Source organism: Streptosporangium sp. NPDC049644 (assembly GCF_040675205.1).
GTDB lineage: Bacteria > Actinomycetota > Actinomycetes > Streptosporangiales > Streptosporangiaceae > Streptosporangium > Streptosporangium fukuiense.
On record NZ_JBFAOJ010000059.1, the window covers coordinates 1 to 14,847 of the forward strand.

Here is a 14,847-nt window from a genome sequence, read left to right on the forward strand (position 1 = left end):
GCCAGGTCCGACCGGGTACGGACACCCGGCCGGACCTGGCCCGGCGCCCGCAGAGGGCCGCCGCCCTCGTCGTCCATCTGGAGTCGAGGGGAGCACGGGTGGCAGTCTCCGGTTGACGACGGCGATCTGTTCAGGACGTCGCCTCAGGAGGTCGCCGAGAACCCGCCGTCACCGCCCGCGATCAGCCGGCCCGGATTTCCCGGGTGACGACCATGGGACGTGGTCTCAGCCGGTCCGAGGCGCTGGGATCGTCACGACGCCTTCTCCGCGGGGAGCCCTCTTTCGGAGAGCACGGCGTACTGCCCGCGGAAGTAGAGCAGCGGGCCCGTCTCCCGTGGCTCGTATCCGATGTCGAGCACGTTGCACAGCACGATGACGTGGTCACCGGAGTCGAACTCCGTCTCGATCCCGCATTCGATCCAGGCGAGCGCTCCGTCGACGATCGGATCGCCGGTGTTGGGAGAGTGGTGCCAGGCGATGCCCGCCCATTTGTCGCAGCCCGAGCGGGCGAAGGAGCGGCTCACCGGCTCCTGGTCCGCGCTCAGCACGTTGACGCAGCACGTGGTGGCCGTGCGGACGAGCGGGAAGGTCGACGACGTCTTCGCGACGGAGAACGCGACCAGCGGGGGATCGATCGAGACGCTGAAGAACGACTGACAGGTGAAGCCGATCGGTGTGTCGTTCTCCATGGCGGAGATGACCGTGATCCCTGAGCAGAAGTTCCCCATGACGGTGCGGAAGTGACGCGCGAAGCCGGTGTTCACGGTGCCGGTGGTCACTTCGCCACCTCCATCTCGGCCGCGGAGAGCCCACGACCCAGCAGGGCGCTGAGGTTCTCCCTGGCCCATCCGTCGATCACCGCGTCGAAGCGAGGCATGTCGCTCATCGAGAAGTACAACCCGCGGGTGGGAACCGAGGCGCCGAGTTCGACGAGGAGAGGACGGAGGGTGAACTCCACGGCGAGCGCGTGCTGAGGTGCGCTCGCGGTGAGAATCGGAACGGCCCGCACACCCGCGAGAGCGTTGTTGGGGTAGCGGTCCAGGAACGACTTGAGCAGTCCTGTGTAGGAGGCCTTGTAGGTGGGGCTCGCGACCACGACTATGTCGCTGGTTCTGACCGCCTGTGACAGCTCGTTCATCTCATCGTCCGGCCACTGGAAGATGCGGTCGGCATAGTCGATGAGATCGATGACGACCTTCTTTTCGGCGTCGAGGTGCTCGACCACGCGGTCGGCGAGGGCCTCGGCAATGACGAAGGTGCGCGAGCGAGGTTTGGGGTTGCCGACAACAACAGAGACTTGAGTCATCGCTATTCCTGACCGAATCCGTGCAGGCGCAATCGGATGATGAATCACCTGCGATTGGTACGAATGCAGCGGTCCACGGTCTTTTGTCGTAGCGCCAGCCCAACATCTTATGTCGGGGTATGCATGATTTAATAACCTATTTATTAACATCATATAAACTGTCTGTTTCATCTGTGTTACGGTCATTAGGTTAAGGCACTTATCGTCGGTACCGCTGCGCGTGGCCGGTCTTCTGGGGGCAGGGGGCGGACGTACGCCTGGATCACCCGGACGTGATCCTCGCCGAGCCGCCGATCCCGGGCGCCACCTCCTGTGAGTACTCCTTGATCATCACGCTGACGCTCCCGTTTCGCGGGACACTGGGACACTGGGACACGACGACCGTAGAACCTGATGCATGCTTGAGGTCAAGGTGGAATGCCGACCCGCCCGCGTTGACGCAGCGCATATGGGCCCCCGACACGACCTACCCGAGTAAGCCTCCGAAGTCTGGTCATCGGATGATGGGCCGGCTGGTGCCGTCTCTCGATTGCCGGAGTGATGGCGCGGCCGTTGCGGCGAGGTACGGTTCGACCGGTTGGCGGGGCCCCGCGCGCCCGTCGTCAGCCGCGGCGGCGCGGCCCTGGCCGTGGTCCGCTTCCACGCCAAGACGGTGAAGGTGCTGTTCGGGACACTCAAGAAGTGTGTCCGTTCGACTTCTCCCTAGTCAGGTGACCCTGAGTGCGGAGACGTGGTGGAGCAGCCGTGGGTGACGAAGTAGATCTCCATGGAGATCGACCCGTTCGGGGCTGAGAGGTCGTGGAAGTTCCGGGTCACCGCCGCTCCGAAGATGCGCGGGTACGCCTCGCGGATGGCCGTGTTGACCCGGGTGGCCAGCTGGACGCCGCCTCGGGCGCCGCCGTCGGAGTCGGAGCCGAAGGTCAGCACCATGCCGACGCGCCGCCCGGCCAGGTTCTCCCGGTGCCTGCGCAGTTCCTGGCGGACCTGTGCGGCCAGTACGACGTCACCGGCGCCGGGGGTGACCCGGAACGAGAGCGTGACCGGTTTCGCCCGGACACCTCCGACGAGGCCGGTGCAGGGGGACGGCGAAGGGCCGGGCTTTTCTGCGGGGTCCTTCTCGGCCGGGCTCTTCTCCTCCTTGGGATCTTCGGTCCGGAGCTCTCCTCCCGAGGTTCCCTCCTCCGGAGGCTTCTCGGCTGAAAGCCCTTCGGCTGAGGACTCTTCTGGGGACTCCTCAGCCGGACGCCCCTCCGGCGGGGACTCTTCGGTCGGGGGCCGGGTGGAGTCGGGCAGGGGCTGGGAGGGGTCCGGTTGGAACCGAGCGCTGTTCGTCACGAGATCGGTGGGTGAGGGGGGCGGCGCCTGCGCGCCCAGCATGATGATCGTGAGTCCGAGCAGCAGGTCGGCGAAGAGCCAACCGGCCAGCAGGGTCGTGGTGGAGGTTCTTCGGCGGGAGGTCATTGCGAGGTTCGGGCTCTCTGGCGTGAGTCCGGCCCGTCGTCGCCGCTGTCGTCTGTCCCGCCGTTGCCGGTGGCCTGGTCGTGGTCGCCGCCGTCGGCTCGGCCGCCTCCGCCGTCCCCGCCTTCACTGTCCCCGCCGCCGTCGGGGCCCTCGCCCTTGCCGCTGTCCTCGCCGTTCCCACCGCTCCTGCCGGGACCGCCCTCCTTGCCGGGACCGCCCGCCGGGAGAGTCCAGAGGCCGTCGGCCGGAAGCCGCAGCCGGGTGCTCGCCCGCTCCGAGCCGGTCACCTCGCGCTCGGCGAGCTCCCTCGACGGCAGGTCGGCCAGCGCGCTCGCGAGCGCGCTGGGAAGCCGGTCGAGCGCCTCCCGCGTCCGCTCCAGCAGGGTGACCGTCTCGATGGTGGTGTCGACCCGGGAGGCATGGGTCCCGGCGACGGCGGACCAGCTCTCCAGGGCCTCCCGGATCTCCGTACCGGCGCCCTCGAAGGTCCGGTGAAGCTCCCTGGCCGTGCCCGCGATGGTGTCGGTGACCCGTGCGCCGAGCAGGTCGACCGCCTTCTCCGTCGAGGAGCCGACCGAATCGATCGAGATGGCCGCGCGGTCGACGGCATGGCCGATGCCCGCCGTCACGCCGACCAGCTCGTTGATCCGGAGATTCAGACCGGAGACGCTGCCCTGGACCGACGTGATGGATCGTACGAGTTCGTCGTTGAACGCCTGGCGCATGTCGAGGGTGGTCCGGGAGATGGTCGTCGACAACTGGTTCCCGACATCGGTGACGGCCCGGCCGGCCGTGGATCCCGCGGTGTCGATCACGGCCGAGAACCGGGCCACCGCCGCGGCGAGGTCGTCACAGGTGCTGTTGACGGCGGCCAGGTGCCCGCCCAGGTGCTCGACGGCGTCGCGCACGTCGATCGCGCTACCGGCCAGCGCGTCCGTGGTCTTACGGGTGGCCTCCAGGGTCAGGGTGAGCGCCTCGACCAGCTCGGTGTGCACCTTGCGCGCCGTGGTCCCGACGAAGCCGATGTCGGCCGCAGCCCTGTTGAGCTCGGCCCCGAACCGCTCCGGCGCGGAGAGCCGTACCTGACCGAGTACCAGGCTCGCCTCGGTCAGCGCCCCGCGGAGCCGGACGCGGAGGGCACGGAGCTCCCGCTCCGAGGCGTCCTCCCTGCTGTTCCGCGTGATGTTCTCGAACACGGTCCAGCAGATGAGGCAGAAGATGGCCGCGAGGGTGCAGAGCGCGATGTTGTCGAACTTGAAGAACCCGGGCAACCGGCCGTCGAAGCCCTGCTGCCACATCTCCAGGAAGGGCCGCCGGGCCGCCTCCAGGCCACCGGCCGCGAGGACGTCGCCGTAGGCGCCGGTGGCCATCATCAGGCCGAGCCAGGTGATGAAGATCGGTACGAAGACGAGGGCGGGACCGACGGCGCCGCTGAGCCCCCGCCGCCATCCCGGCCTCCTCGGCGAGGACGTGCTCTCCGCCGGTTCCCCGTCCACCAGGATGGTGTCGTCGGGGGAGAAGGCGGCGAACAGGTCGACCTCGCACCAGTGTCCGGCCATGTCGGGATCGGCGACCGCGTCCGCGAGATCACGTAGCTGGTCCTGACGGGCCGCCAGGTGGGGATGATCGGCAAGCTCGCGAAGCTCGCCGGCGAGCTCCAGATCCGTCACGGACAACCGACATCCTCTCCTGATGGCGCTGAGCGCCTTTTCGGCAATCCGGATGGACCGATTCACGCCTCCGGGAGGCGTGATCATTTTGGCATATGGCGCGCATGTCGGCGGAAGGAACGGGCCGACGACGGCGGACACGGACGATGCCGTGCGGCCCGGTGGGTCACAGGGCGGCCCGAACTCGAGCGGGCCGTCACCCTGGCCTGCGAGACGTGCGCCTCCGGCGTCGCGGTCACCCTGGTCGTCCACGAGCACAAGCGGCTCGGCCGCGGCCTCGCGCCGGCCGAACCCGCCGAACAACCGCGCGCCTGCGACGTCGGCCTGGAGTTCCCCCACCCCGTTGCGCGGCGTACGAGCTGACATTGCGCCAAGCGGATCAAGGGCTCGGATCACAAATAGTACGGACTTTTCGTTCCATGTCGCCGTACCTCTAGGCAGGCTGCCCTTGGGTGTGGAAACGTTTCGGCGCCGCACCCGGATCGTCGATTGCGTGTGAACGTGGTCGCCTCCTGACCTCGCCGGGTGGGCGTTGGAAAGGTGCACAGAGCGAGATGGCGGGACGCAAGGCGCTGCTGGTGGGGACGCTACCTGGAGAGACCGCCGAGGAGGCGATGCGGGGGGCTCTGGAGCGGCTCGGGCCGCACCTGCGGCAGCTTCCGGACGGAGAGACCGGCGATCGGCGGATCTGGGTCGTTGGGCTGATCATGAGTCTGCTTGGGCATCCGGACCTGGAAGTCGCCCGCGAAGGGGACTGGTCGGACTACAAGCATCAGCGCAACTACCGCGTCCGGCGCGGGCACAGGTTACGCGGGGACGGCCTCGATTTGGGCTATCTGCGCTGGTACGAGATCAACCGACCGGTGTTCGACAAGCTCGTTGAGGGTGACCTTGCGTTCCAGGTCGGCGTCCCCGGTGATTTGGACATGACGATGTTCACCCTCGGACCGACCCGGATCGCCGGAAACCGGCAGCCCTTCCGCGAGGCCACCGTCCGTGACATCGCGGCGATCCACGCGAAGTCGCCGTCCGACGTCGTGTTCCAGCTGGAGGTCCCGGTGGAGACGGTCTTCGTGGCGAAGGCCGGTCCGCTCGGCGGCGTCGCCGCCGCCCGCCTCGCCGCCGGTCTGCACCGCACCGTCCGCGACGCGCCGACCGGCACCCGCTTCGGCATCCATCTCTGCCTCGGCGACCTCGGCCACAAGGCACTCAGCCGCCTCTCCTCGACCCGTCCACTGGTACGGCTGGCCAACGCGATCGCCGACGGGTGGCCGAGCGGGCGCACGCTGGAGTACGTCCACGCACCCCTCGCCGCCGGCGACGAACCGCCGGTCACCGCCACCCACTTCTACCAGCCGCTCACCGGCCTGCGGCTGCCCTCCACCACCCGGTTCGTTGCCGGTTTCCTGCACGAGAACCGAACCGTCGACGACCAGCGCCGCCTCCTCAACACGATCGAGAAGGCCGTCGGCGGCACCGTCGATGTGGCCGCGGCCTGCGGCCTCGGCCGCCGCAGCGACACCGCCGCGTACGCCACCATGGACCAGGCCCGCGCTCTGTGCGAGACCGAATAACCGCGGACCATACCTTGCAGAGGACCCTTGATCGTGTTCGCGGCCTTCTCCCCGGGCGGACCCGGGGGAAGTACCGCCGGACTCAATCGGCGGGTGAACGCGATCCTTCGGGCCGGTCGGCCGTGAGCATCAACGGGGTGCCGACCCCGTTCTGGGAGGCCGCCTCGGCGAGGAAGGCGGCCAGCCAGCCCAGCGCGTCCAACGACCACTCGGTGAGCACGCCGCGGAATGTGGCCCGGCGCCGGGCGGGCCCGCGCCACAGCTCGTCGATGACGGGGGATTCCAGGACCGTGCCGTCGTCGGTCAGATCGTCGGTCAGATCGTCGGTCAGGGAGACCGAGTCGCACGCGAAGACGTCCTGGGTGAAACCCCGCATCCACCGGAGCATCCCGGGCGCCGCCGAGCGGACGGACGACTCCTGCCCGCCGTCCAACGTCACCCGCACCGGTGTTCTCCACCGCGGGTCACCGTCGGCGAACCAGCCGGCGTCCTGGAGCAGGGGTGTCACGGCTCTCGCCCGCGTCGAGGCGTCGAGGCTCTGCACCGGCAGCAGGAGCTGAACCGCGCGCAGGCGCGGAGCGCCGATACGCGCCACCACGTCGCCCGCACACGAGAGGAACGGCTGGACCGGCAACGGCCGGCCGTCGGGAACCGGCTCGGTCAACGACACCTGGAACCACGCGACGCGTGACGCTTCCGGGCCCTGCCCGGCGTCGTTCATCCCCCACAGGCCGCCGGACGCGTTCTCGACGGCCTCGGTGAGCCATCCCAGCGCGGACGACCTCGCGACGAACAGGCTGTACGCGTCCGAGGAGGCGACGCGAGGATCTCGCCACGGATGCAACGCCAGCTCGCCGTGCAGAGCCGCGAACATGGTGCTGTCGGGTCTGATGCTCACGTCGCCTCTTCCGCTATCGCCTGCAGTAGATGTTCCGGCTCGGTGTGTAGAGCTTGCCCGGGTCGTCGGGCAGGCCGACCAGGTCCACATCGACGACGCTACGCCATCCCGTCAGGCTGTTGCTGTTGCATCCACCGCGTCCGGTCGCGCGGTTGCCGGCGCCGCCGCCGGACCGCACTGTCGCACTGCCCGCCGTGCCGGCGTTCCGCCAGCTGCCGTCGGAGTAGTACTGCTGCAACTGCACGGTGACGACCGCCAGGGTGGCGTTGCAGTTGCCGTTGACCCACCAGCCGTGCCCGGAGGCCTCGAAGGCGGACGAGGAGACGTGGACGTAGTCCCCCGCGGTGTTGAAGACGCACAGCGCCCGGGTGTTCGTCGCGGAGCCGGTGTTCTCCAGTTTCGCCTCGCCCCCTGCCGGAGCCCGGCCGGTATCGGGGGCCGGGGCGGGGGTGGGAGGGGGAGCGAGGACGGACGCCGACGGAACCGCGATCGCCGCGGTCTGCGACATCCCGAGGAGCGCCGCGCTTACGATGCCGGCCGTCATGGAGACCTTGCGGAGTGATTGACGCATGATCGTACCTCCGTGCTGAGTCGAGTCGAGCAGGGGCAGGGACCGTTGTGCGCACTTTTTCTGGCGGTTGGAAATGCGCGCGGTGCTGATCTCACGTGATGGCGCCAGACATTGGTAAACGTGTCATTCTCGCTCTGCCATGTCAACGGAAAAAGAATTATTGGCAGTGTTTCATTGGCTGCCTGACCTGTGATTATCCCCATAAAGTGAGCAATTCGCCGAATAATTATTTATTTCCTACTAAAATCCATCAAGGGTCTCATGTTTCCATGGGTGGTAATGTGCGACAAAGCTCAGGAAGGCGAGCGCGGTATGGAGTCGCCTCGCTGGGGGAAGAGCGGTAGGTCGTGGTCACTCGTCTGATGCGGGCGGCGCCGTCATCGAGTCCGTCGGGGGCAGATGTCCCGGAAGGGCTCGCCCGAGGGGAGGTAGTGCCGCCACTCCGCCTCGGTGAGGGAGCGGCCCGTGATGGCGCAGAGTGCAGGCGACGGCTCCGCGGGGAGGCCCACCTTCCACAGCCGGACGATCCGGTCGTTGCCGCCGGTGGCCAGAACGGTGCCGTCCGGGCTGAACGCCACGGCGCCGACGTACTCGCTGTGTCCGCTGAGCGGGGCGCCGATCTGCCTCCGCGTCGCGGTGTCCCACAACCGGACCGTGTGATCCTCGCTGCCGGTGGCCAGGACGGTGCCGTCCGGGCTGAACGCCATGCTGCCGATGCCGTCGGTGTGGCCTTCGAGCGGGTCGCCGATCGCCTGCCGGGTGGTCGTGTCCCAGAGTCGTACGGTGCGATCCTGGCTGCCGGTGGCCAGGATCCTGCCGTTCCGGCTGAAGGTCAGCGTCTCGATGTTGGTGTGGAAGCCGTGGATCGGCTCGCTGGTCGCCTGCCGGGTGGCCGTGTTCCATAGCTGGAAGGTCTGGCGGTTCGCGATGGCCAGCATCGTGCCGTCCCGGTTGAGAGCCAGCACGCTGCCGTAACCGTCGGGGATGTCGAGCGGGTCGCCGATGGGTTTCCGGGTGGAGGTGTTCCACCGCCGGACGGTGTCGCCGTCGCCGGTGGTCAGGACGGCACCGTCCGGGCTGAAGGCCATGACGCCGACGCTGCCGGTGTGGCTTTCGAGCGGGTCGCCGAGCTGCTTCCCCGTCGCGGTGTCCCACAGCCGGACAGTATGGTCGTCGCCGCCGGTGGCCAGCATCCCGCCGTCCGGGCTGAAGGTCACCGCCCGGAGTAAGCCGGTATGACCTACCAGCGGATCACCGATGGGCTTCCGGGTGGAGGTGTTCCACAGCCGGATCGTATGGTCGTCGCCGCCGGTGGCCAGCATCCCGCCGTCCGGGCTGAAGGCCACTGCCCGGACGGGGGCGGTGTGGCCTCCGAGCGGATCGTCGATCGGCCGATGGGCGGTGATGTCCCACACCCGGGTGGTGCCGTCGTCGCCGCCGGTGGCCAGAGTGGTGCCGTCGGAGCCGAACGCCACCGCCCGGAGGTAGTCGGTATGGCCCCTGAGCGGATCGCCGATCGACCGATGCGTGGCCGTGCTCCACAGCTGGACGTTGTTCCTGGAGCTGCCGGTGGCCAGTATCCCGCCGTCCGGGCTGAACGCCACCGCCGACGCCAGGCCACTCTGCCCTTCGAGCCTGAGCGGGTCACCGATCTGCTTACGGGTGGACACGTTCCACAGCCGGGCGGTGTTGTCGCCACCGCCGGTGGCCAGCGCCGTGCCGTCCGGACTGAACGTCATCGCGACGACGATGGAGGTGTGCCCCAGCAGCAGGGCGACTTGCCTCCTGGTGGCCGTGTCCCACAACCAGACCTTGCCGTCGAACGCGCCGCTGGTGGCCAGCGTCGCACCGTCCGGGCTGAAGGCCATCATCCGGGTGGTGTCGTCGTAGCCGGTCAGATCGCCGATCTGTTTCCCGGTGGTCGTGTTCCAGAGCCGGATGGTCCGAGGGGTACCACCGAGGGCGAAGGCCAGGATCGTGCCGTCCCGGTTGAGCGCCACTGCCCCGGGCCGGCCGACGGGCGCTTTGAACGGGTCGCCGACCGGCCGGTGGGTGCGAAGATCCCATCGCCAGACGGCGCCTTGGCGATCCGCGGTGACCAGCGTGCCGTCCGGGCCGAACGTCATCGCCGAGACGGGGTGGGCATGGCCCTTGAGCGGATCGCCGACCTGCTTCCTGGTGACCGTGTCCCAGAGCCGGACGGTGCCGTCCTCGTTGCCGGTGACCAGCGTCGTACCGTCCGGGCCGAAGCCCAGCTTGACGACGGAACCGGTGTGGCTGTTCAGGATCGCCCTGATACCGGTGGCCAGGGTGGCGATCATGCCGTGGCGGGCCTCGTCGGTGTGGGCGAAGTGCCAGGCGGTGGCGGACAGCAGCCCGGACAGGGTCGGGTCGTCGTCGCCGATCCGGTCGCTGTGCGCCCACAGCAGCCGGGAGACGACCTCCCTGCGCTGGCCTTCGGCCCTGGTCTGTGCCCTGACGGCTGTGTCGGCCGCGTTGACGGCGACCACGGCCGCGGCCGAGGCGACCAGTGCCATGAGGGCCAGGGCGCCGACCGCCAGGCGGGCAAGGCGCCTGCGCCGGATGGCGACCTGTTCGGCGTGGACGGCGGCCCGGTCCGCGGCGGCGAGGAACTCGACGGCGACGGCGGTCAGCGGCGGATGGCGCGGTGGACCTGCCTGCCGACGGTCGCGGATCTGGCGCAGGGCGGCCAGGCGACTGCCCCGGTAGAGAAACGAGGGGTCGCGGCCGTTGCGCTCCCAGTCCCCGGCGTCCTCGCGCAGCTGCCCGTACAGGATCTGGTCGTCACGGTCGGCCCGCAGCCAGCCGGACAGCCGAGGCCAGGCCGTCAGCAGCAGGTCATGAGCGAGCTCGACGCTGTCACCGTCGATGACCAGGAGGCGCTGGCCGGTGAGGACCTCCAGCACCGCGTCCAGGTCGCCGATCTCGGCGGCCAGGCGACCGGCGTACAGCTCGCCGCGGGTCGCCCGGTGCCGCGCGACCTGCCCGTCACCGGTGACGACCGCCAACTGCCGGCAGAGCTGCCGGGCCAGGACCTGCTGGGTGCCGGTGAGCCGTTGGTAGGCGGCCTCGGCACCGGTCTGCACCGCGTGGGCGATACCGCCGGCGGCGCCGTAGCCGCTCAGGGTCAACCGGTCGCCCGTACGCCGCTGCCAGGTCAGCAGCATCGCCTGTGACAGCAGCGGCAGTGCTCCCGCCCCGGGCCCCTCAACGGGGACGGCGGTTCCCGCCCCGCGGCCGGGCGCGGTGAGGGTGCGCAGGTCACCCAGAACCAGTTCGGCCAGACCGTCCTCCAGGCGCAGGCCGGCGCGTCCGGCCGGGCCGGTGATCGCCCGGCGCAGCTCGGAGTCGCTCATCGGGGCCAGGGTGAACGGCCCGGCGCGCAGTGCGTCGACCAGGGGAGGAAAGGACGCGCACCGGTCCCAGAAGTCCCCGCGCACGCCGACCAGGACCAACGCCGCCGGCTGCCGGGCGGGTCCGACGGGGGTCTCGGCGGCGGACCGCAGCGCGGTGACGAACGCCCGCGCCGCACCGGCATCGATCTCCCACCGGTTCTCCGGACCGTCCACGCTCGTCGCCGTCGCCGTGCCCGTGTCCGTCGCCGGGAGCGTGAAGATCTCCTCGAACTGGTCGACGACCACCAGCAGCCGGGCCTGCCGTACCTCCGCCCCGGTGGGCGAATCCGTTCGTGCCAGTACCGCCTGGCGGAATATCAGGTGGGCCTGGTCCGGGTGGCTCGCCAGGCTCTGGCGGACCGCCGGTGGATCCGCTCCGGTCAGCGCGGACAACTGGAGCGCCAGCTCGGTCAGTGGATCGGCGGTGGGCGTCATGACCAGGCGCGGCCAGTGCGCGCTCCCCGGTGCCTCGGCCAGCAGACCACCGGCCAGGTACGGCAGTAGCCCGGCTCGCAGCAGCGAGGACTTGCCCGCCCCGGACGGCCCGGTGACCACCAGCATGCCCAGCCCGTCCAGCCGGGTGGCCAGCATCCGCGCCAGCTGGGCGGTGACCTGCTCGCGACCGTAGAACACCTCCGCGTCGGCTTCCCCGAACGGGGCCAGGCCCCGGTACGGGCTGCCCGTCCAGAGCTGCTCCACCTGAGGGGAGGCCGGGTGATGGTGCTGGTGATCATGGTAGGCGACCGTGCCGGCGACCGGGCCGTGGAAGGTGTTGTCGTGGAACTCCACGTGGTCCCCGGCGTACCGGCTCTCACCGCTCTCTCCGGCGTCCGGATCAGGCTGAGCCATCGTTACCCGGGCCGTTCACGCTCTTGCCGATGACGGGGCCGTGGAAGGTGTCGCCGTGGAACTCCATGTGGTCCCCGCCGTACTGGCGAGCGACCTCGGAACGCGGCCCGTCAGGCCCGTCAGGTTCGGCGGGTTCGGCGGGGGAAGCCGGCGCTTCACCATGCCGGACCCCCGGCCCGGGGAGGGACGGCGCGATGCCGGTGACCACGCCGGGCGGAGACGTGACCCCGTGATCGACAGGCGCGTGCCCGGCCTGGTGGCGCAGCCCGTACACCGAGACGCCGAGCCCGGCCAGGCCGACGAAGACCCCCAGCACGCTGGCCAGCCGATCGGCCTGCTCCAGGCCGATCACTATGAAGACCGCGCCCAGCACCCCCAGAACGGCCCCCGCCCCGGCCATGGCGACTCCCACGCGGAACTTCCGCCGCATCGTCATGCTGTCATCGTGAAGCCAGAGACCCCTGCTGAAAAGCGAATCGGCCCAACCGGAGCCGCGCGACGGCCGAACATCTGCTCTACGACTCACACCATGCGAACCGCCGGGGCGCTCCTCGCCTTCTCCTGCTCCGTATTTGTCGTGGAAACGGGAAGGTCTGCCACCTCGCGATTGAAGTAGGACATCACATCTTCACCGGCCTCGTAGAGGCTTTTGAGGTATTTTTTCCAACATGCGGTGTGAGCGGCGTCTCGACCACGCGTACCCGGTGGAAGAAGGAACCGCGGCGTTCGTCCTCCCGGGTGACCGCGAGCAGGTCCTCTCGCCTTTCGTCGAGAAGCCGCAGCGCTTCCTTCCGGTCGCCCCGGCGAAACGCGTCACGGCTGGGACTGCCCTGTTCCGCGAACGGCGCCCTGGGCAAACGCCCCGGATGAAGGGGCGCGGGCTCCGCGGAACTGCCCTCCGTAACGCCCTGCATCAAGCGGTTTGCTGCCGGGTGGTTCACAGCAGCCGTCTCTGCACGACGTCGGCGATGACCGTGGTCACCACCTTGCCGACGGCCCTGGCCTCCACCGGGGTGCCTTCCCGGCCGGCGAACAGCAGGTGCCCGGCTCCGATCAGTGCGAGTGCGAGCGCGTCGACGTCGGCGTCGGCCGCGATGCGGCCCAGCTCGCATTCGTCGTTGAGGTAGCAGGCGATCATGGCCACGGCCTCCGTCATGACCGGGATGCCGTGGCCCGGCCTGGCGTGGCGCAGCCGGGCGCGCAACTCGTCCCGGAAGATGACGAGACCGACGATCGCCACCGCGATCGGGTCGAACAGATCCGTCAGTGCGCCGGTGAGGTTGCCGGCGACGGTGCCGGTCCCGGCGGACGCGCGCAAGGCGGCGGCCTGGTCGTCGATCCGGGCGATACGGCCCCGTACGAGCTCGGCGAGGAAGTCGTCGAAGTCGGCGAAGTGCCGGTGCAGGACGCCCTTGGCGACGCCCGCCTCGGTGGTGACCGCACGGCTGGTCAACGCGTTCGGCCCGTCCTGAAGCAGGACGCGCTCGGCGGCGTCGAACAGTTGCCGGCGGGCGTCACGGATGTGCACTCCGGTCGGCACCGCGTTCCTCCTTTCGCTCACCGCGAATCGCTGCCCCGTTGGCGAGTGGGCACATGCCCACTATGGTGGGCGCATGCCCACCATATCGCGGGGACAATCGCACCCTTCCGAGAACGAGCCTCACCAGGCCAGACAGATGGCGGAGTCGTTCGGGGCGGACGCCGAACGCTACGACCGGGCCCGGCCCCGCTATCCCGACGCCCTCGTGGCGCGTATCGTCGCCGCCGGTCCCGGGCCTGACGTCCTGGACGTCGGCTGCGGCACCGGCATAGCGGCCCGGCAGTTCCAGGCGGCCGGCTGTACGGTGCTGGGCGTCGACCCCGATGAGCGGATGGCCGAGTTCGCGCGGCACAGCGGGGTCGACGTGCAGGTGGCGACGTTCGAGGCCTGGGATCCGGCCGGCCGGACGTTCGACGCGGTCATCGCGGGCCAGGCCTGGCACTGGGTGGACCCGGTCGCGGGCGCCGTGAAGGCAGCCCAGATCCTGCGGCCCGGCGGCCGGTTGGCGGTGTTCGCGCATGTCCTCGAACCTCCGCCCGCCATCGCGGAGTCCTTCACGGCGGTCTATCGGCGGGTGGTGCCCGACTCGCCGTTCAACGGCCGGCCGCCGAAGCAGGGCCTGGACACCTACCAGGAGATGTTCACCGTGTTCGCCGACGGAATCCGAAAGGCGGACGGGTTCGGCGACCCGGAGCGGTGGCGATTCGACTGGGAGCGGTTCTACACCCGCGACGAGTGGCTGGATCTGCTGCCCACGACCGGTGGCCTCACCCGGCTCCCGGCGGACAAACTGGCCGAAGTGCTGGCAGGCGTCGGAGCCGCCATCGACGCGATCGGGGGCGGCTTCACGATGCCCTACACCACGATGGTGGTCACCGCGGCACGAACCGGCGCCATCTGACCCGGCTTTCCGGCACCGGTTTCCCCCTCGCCTACCGGAAGGTCGTCCCCCGTCATCCGGATCCGCTCGTACTGCCGGCAGCGCCCCACTCCCCGGTGAGCCGGTCGCACCGGACACACCTGACGCCCACCTTGCGGTTCAGGTGCGCATCGACGTCCACCCGGATCTTCCCCATGCCACCCGGCCGGTGTCGGTATCGGTGCACAAGGAACCGCTGTGGACGGACTACGGGGTCCTGGAGTCGTACGAGCCGGGTGGCGACGACGGCGATCCCTTCGAGGACGGCCTGCTCGACCTGCTGCACAAGAACGAGCTGGTGGCCGCGATCCCCGGCCACCTGATGGTCGCCGTTCACCCCGACTACCGGGTCTGCGTCACGACCGAGACATACCGGCGCCGTCCGCCGGTGGAGACCAGGGTTGGCACCACGTCGTCGAGATCGGTTACCGCAGCCGACCGGTTGGGGCCGTCGGCACGGCGCTTCACCATCCACACGGCCGCGTAGTGGAGGTTGACGGGCGGCCGATCCCCCAGCGTGTGCTCGGGGACGACCCGCATGCCGAGCTGGCGGAGTCCGTCCAGCCAGGCCGAACGGGCGCGGTACGCCGCGTTCTTCTCGGAGTTGTAGCCCCTGGCCTTTCGAGGGACGGCGATGAACTGG

General features: G+C 69.6%; 14 protein-coding genes and 1 pseudogene. 4 read left to right on the forward strand and 11 right to left on the reverse strand.

The annotated features are described in order from the left end of the window. Positions 1-251 precede the first annotated feature (251 nt). Together AB0J58_RS28300 and AB0J58_RS28305 are read right to left on the reverse strand one after the other, a co-directional pair. Positions 252-779: a flavin reductase family protein gene (locus AB0J58_RS28300; RefSeq protein WP_364221046.1), complete on the reverse strand. Its 528-nt coding sequence runs from the start codon at positions 777-779 to the stop codon at positions 252-254. Beyond that, positions 776-1,306, reverse strand: a complete 531-nt coding sequence (locus tag AB0J58_RS28305) for an NAD(P)H-dependent oxidoreductase (RefSeq protein WP_364221049.1) — start codon at positions 1,304-1,306, stop codon at positions 776-778. The genes AB0J58_RS28300 and AB0J58_RS28305 overlap by 4 nt, the downstream gene beginning before the upstream one ends. 577 nt (positions 1,307-1,883) lie before the next feature. Between AB0J58_RS28305 and AB0J58_RS28310 the strand changes: the two genes are divergently transcribed. After that, on the forward strand, positions 1,884-2,012 hold the full coding sequence (locus AB0J58_RS28310) for a hypothetical protein (protein ID WP_364221052.1): 129 nt from the start codon (positions 1,884-1,886) through the stop codon (positions 2,010-2,012). On the opposite strand, the gene AB0J58_RS28315 is transcribed toward AB0J58_RS28310, so the two are convergent. Together AB0J58_RS28315 and AB0J58_RS28320 are read right to left on the reverse strand one after the other, a co-directional pair. Then, entirely contained in the window at positions 2,009-2,767 is a 759-nt protein-coding gene (locus AB0J58_RS28315) for a hypothetical protein (protein WP_364221054.1), read from the reverse strand. The two genes, AB0J58_RS28310 and AB0J58_RS28315, sit on opposite strands and share 4 nt — an antisense overlap. Further along, positions 2,764-4,443, reverse strand: coding sequence for a hypothetical protein (locus tag AB0J58_RS28320; protein WP_364221057.1), 1,680 nt, complete (start codon positions 4,441-4,443; stop codon positions 2,764-2,766). Before AB0J58_RS28320 ends, AB0J58_RS28315 begins: the two co-directional genes overlap by 4 nt. A gap of 548 nt (positions 4,444-4,991) precedes the next feature. On the opposite strand from AB0J58_RS28320, the gene AB0J58_RS28325 reads away from it, so the two are divergent. Then, positions 4,992-6,011, forward strand: coding sequence for a hypothetical protein (locus AB0J58_RS28325; protein WP_364221060.1), 1,020 nt, complete (start codon positions 4,992-4,994; stop codon positions 6,009-6,011). An 82-nt stretch (positions 6,012-6,093) separates the two neighbouring features. Here AB0J58_RS28325 and AB0J58_RS28330 read toward each other — a convergent pair whose 3' ends face one another. The 6 genes from AB0J58_RS28330 to AB0J58_RS28355 form a co-directional block, all read right to left on the reverse strand. Then, positions 6,094-6,909 (reverse strand): hypothetical protein, encoded by an 816-nt coding sequence (locus AB0J58_RS28330; RefSeq protein ID WP_364221063.1) that lies wholly within the window; start codon positions 6,907-6,909, stop codon positions 6,094-6,096. A 13-nt stretch (positions 6,910-6,922) separates the two neighbouring features. Further along, positions 6,923-7,480, reverse strand: coding sequence for a hypothetical protein (locus tag AB0J58_RS28335; RefSeq protein ID WP_364221066.1), 558 nt, complete (start codon positions 7,478-7,480; stop codon positions 6,923-6,925). A 377-nt stretch (positions 7,481-7,857) separates the two neighbouring features. Beyond that, positions 7,858-11,745 (reverse strand): AAA family ATPase, encoded by a 3,888-nt coding sequence (locus tag AB0J58_RS28340; RefSeq protein WP_364221069.1) that lies wholly within the window; start codon positions 11,743-11,745, stop codon positions 7,858-7,860. Then, positions 11,732-12,181 (reverse strand): hypothetical protein, encoded by a 450-nt coding sequence (locus tag AB0J58_RS28345; RefSeq protein WP_364221072.1) that lies wholly within the window; start codon positions 12,179-12,181, stop codon positions 11,732-11,734. The genes AB0J58_RS28340 and AB0J58_RS28345 overlap by 14 nt, the downstream gene beginning before the upstream one ends. Before the next feature lie 184 nt (positions 12,182-12,365). Continuing rightward, positions 12,366-12,659: a DUF6879 family protein gene (locus AB0J58_RS28350; protein WP_364221147.1), complete on the reverse strand. Its 294-nt coding sequence runs from the start codon at positions 12,657-12,659 to the stop codon at positions 12,366-12,368. Between the two features lie 23 nt (positions 12,660-12,682). Beyond that, on the reverse strand, positions 12,683-13,285 hold the full coding sequence (locus tag AB0J58_RS28355; protein ID WP_364221075.1) for a TetR family transcriptional regulator: 603 nt from the start codon (positions 13,283-13,285) through the stop codon (positions 12,683-12,685). A 136-nt stretch (positions 13,286-13,421) separates the two neighbouring features. Here AB0J58_RS28355 and AB0J58_RS28360 point away from each other — a divergent pair, with 136 nt between their 5' ends. Beyond that, a complete protein-coding gene (locus AB0J58_RS28360) occupies positions 13,422-14,186 on the forward strand; it encodes a class I SAM-dependent methyltransferase (RefSeq protein WP_364221078.1) in 765 nt (254 codons plus the stop codon). Positions 14,187-14,328: 142 nt separating this feature from the next. Continuing rightward, positions 14,329-14,691 carry a hypothetical protein gene (locus tag AB0J58_RS28365; protein WP_364221081.1) on the forward strand — a complete coding sequence of 121 codons (363 nt, stop codon included), beginning with the start codon at positions 14,329-14,331 and terminating at the stop codon, positions 14,689-14,691. A 44-nt stretch (positions 14,692-14,735) separates the two neighbouring features. Here AB0J58_RS28365 and AB0J58_RS28370 read toward each other — a convergent pair. Further along, positions 14,736-14,846 (reverse strand): annotated as a pseudogene (locus tag AB0J58_RS28370) (hypothetical protein); the annotation flags it as partial. Position 14,847 lies beyond the last annotated feature (1 nt).

Excerpts from the sequence above, each read along its gene's own strand:
- AB0J58_RS28305 (WP_364221049.1), bottom strand. The coding sequence starts at position 1,306 with ATGACTCAAGTCTCTGTTGTTGTCGGCAACCCCAAACCTCGCTCGCGC.
- AB0J58_RS28315 (WP_364221054.1), bottom strand. The coding sequence starts at position 2,767 with ATGACCTCCCGCCGAAGAACCTCCACCACGACCCTGCTGGCCGGTTGG.
- AB0J58_RS28325 (WP_364221060.1), top strand. The coding sequence starts at position 4,992 with ATGGCGGGACGCAAGGCGCTGCTGGTGGGGACGCTACCTGGAGAGACC.
- AB0J58_RS28335 (WP_364221066.1), bottom strand. The coding sequence starts at position 7,480 with ATGCGTCAATCACTCCGCAAGGTCTCCATGACGGCCGGCATCGTAAGC.
- AB0J58_RS28340 (WP_364221069.1), bottom strand. The coding sequence starts at position 11,745 with ATGGCTCAGCCTGATCCGGACGCCGGAGAGAGCGGTGAGAGCCGGTAC.
- AB0J58_RS28345 (WP_364221072.1), bottom strand. The coding sequence starts at position 12,181 with ATGACGATGCGGCGGAAGTTCCGCGTGGGAGTCGCCATGGCCGGGGCG.
- AB0J58_RS28350 (WP_364221147.1), bottom strand. The coding sequence starts at position 12,659 with ATGCAGGGCGTTACGGAGGGCAGTTCCGCGGAGCCCGCGCCCCTTCAT.
- AB0J58_RS28360 (WP_364221078.1), top strand. The coding sequence starts at position 13,422 with ATGGCGGAGTCGTTCGGGGCGGACGCCGAACGCTACGACCGGGCCCGG.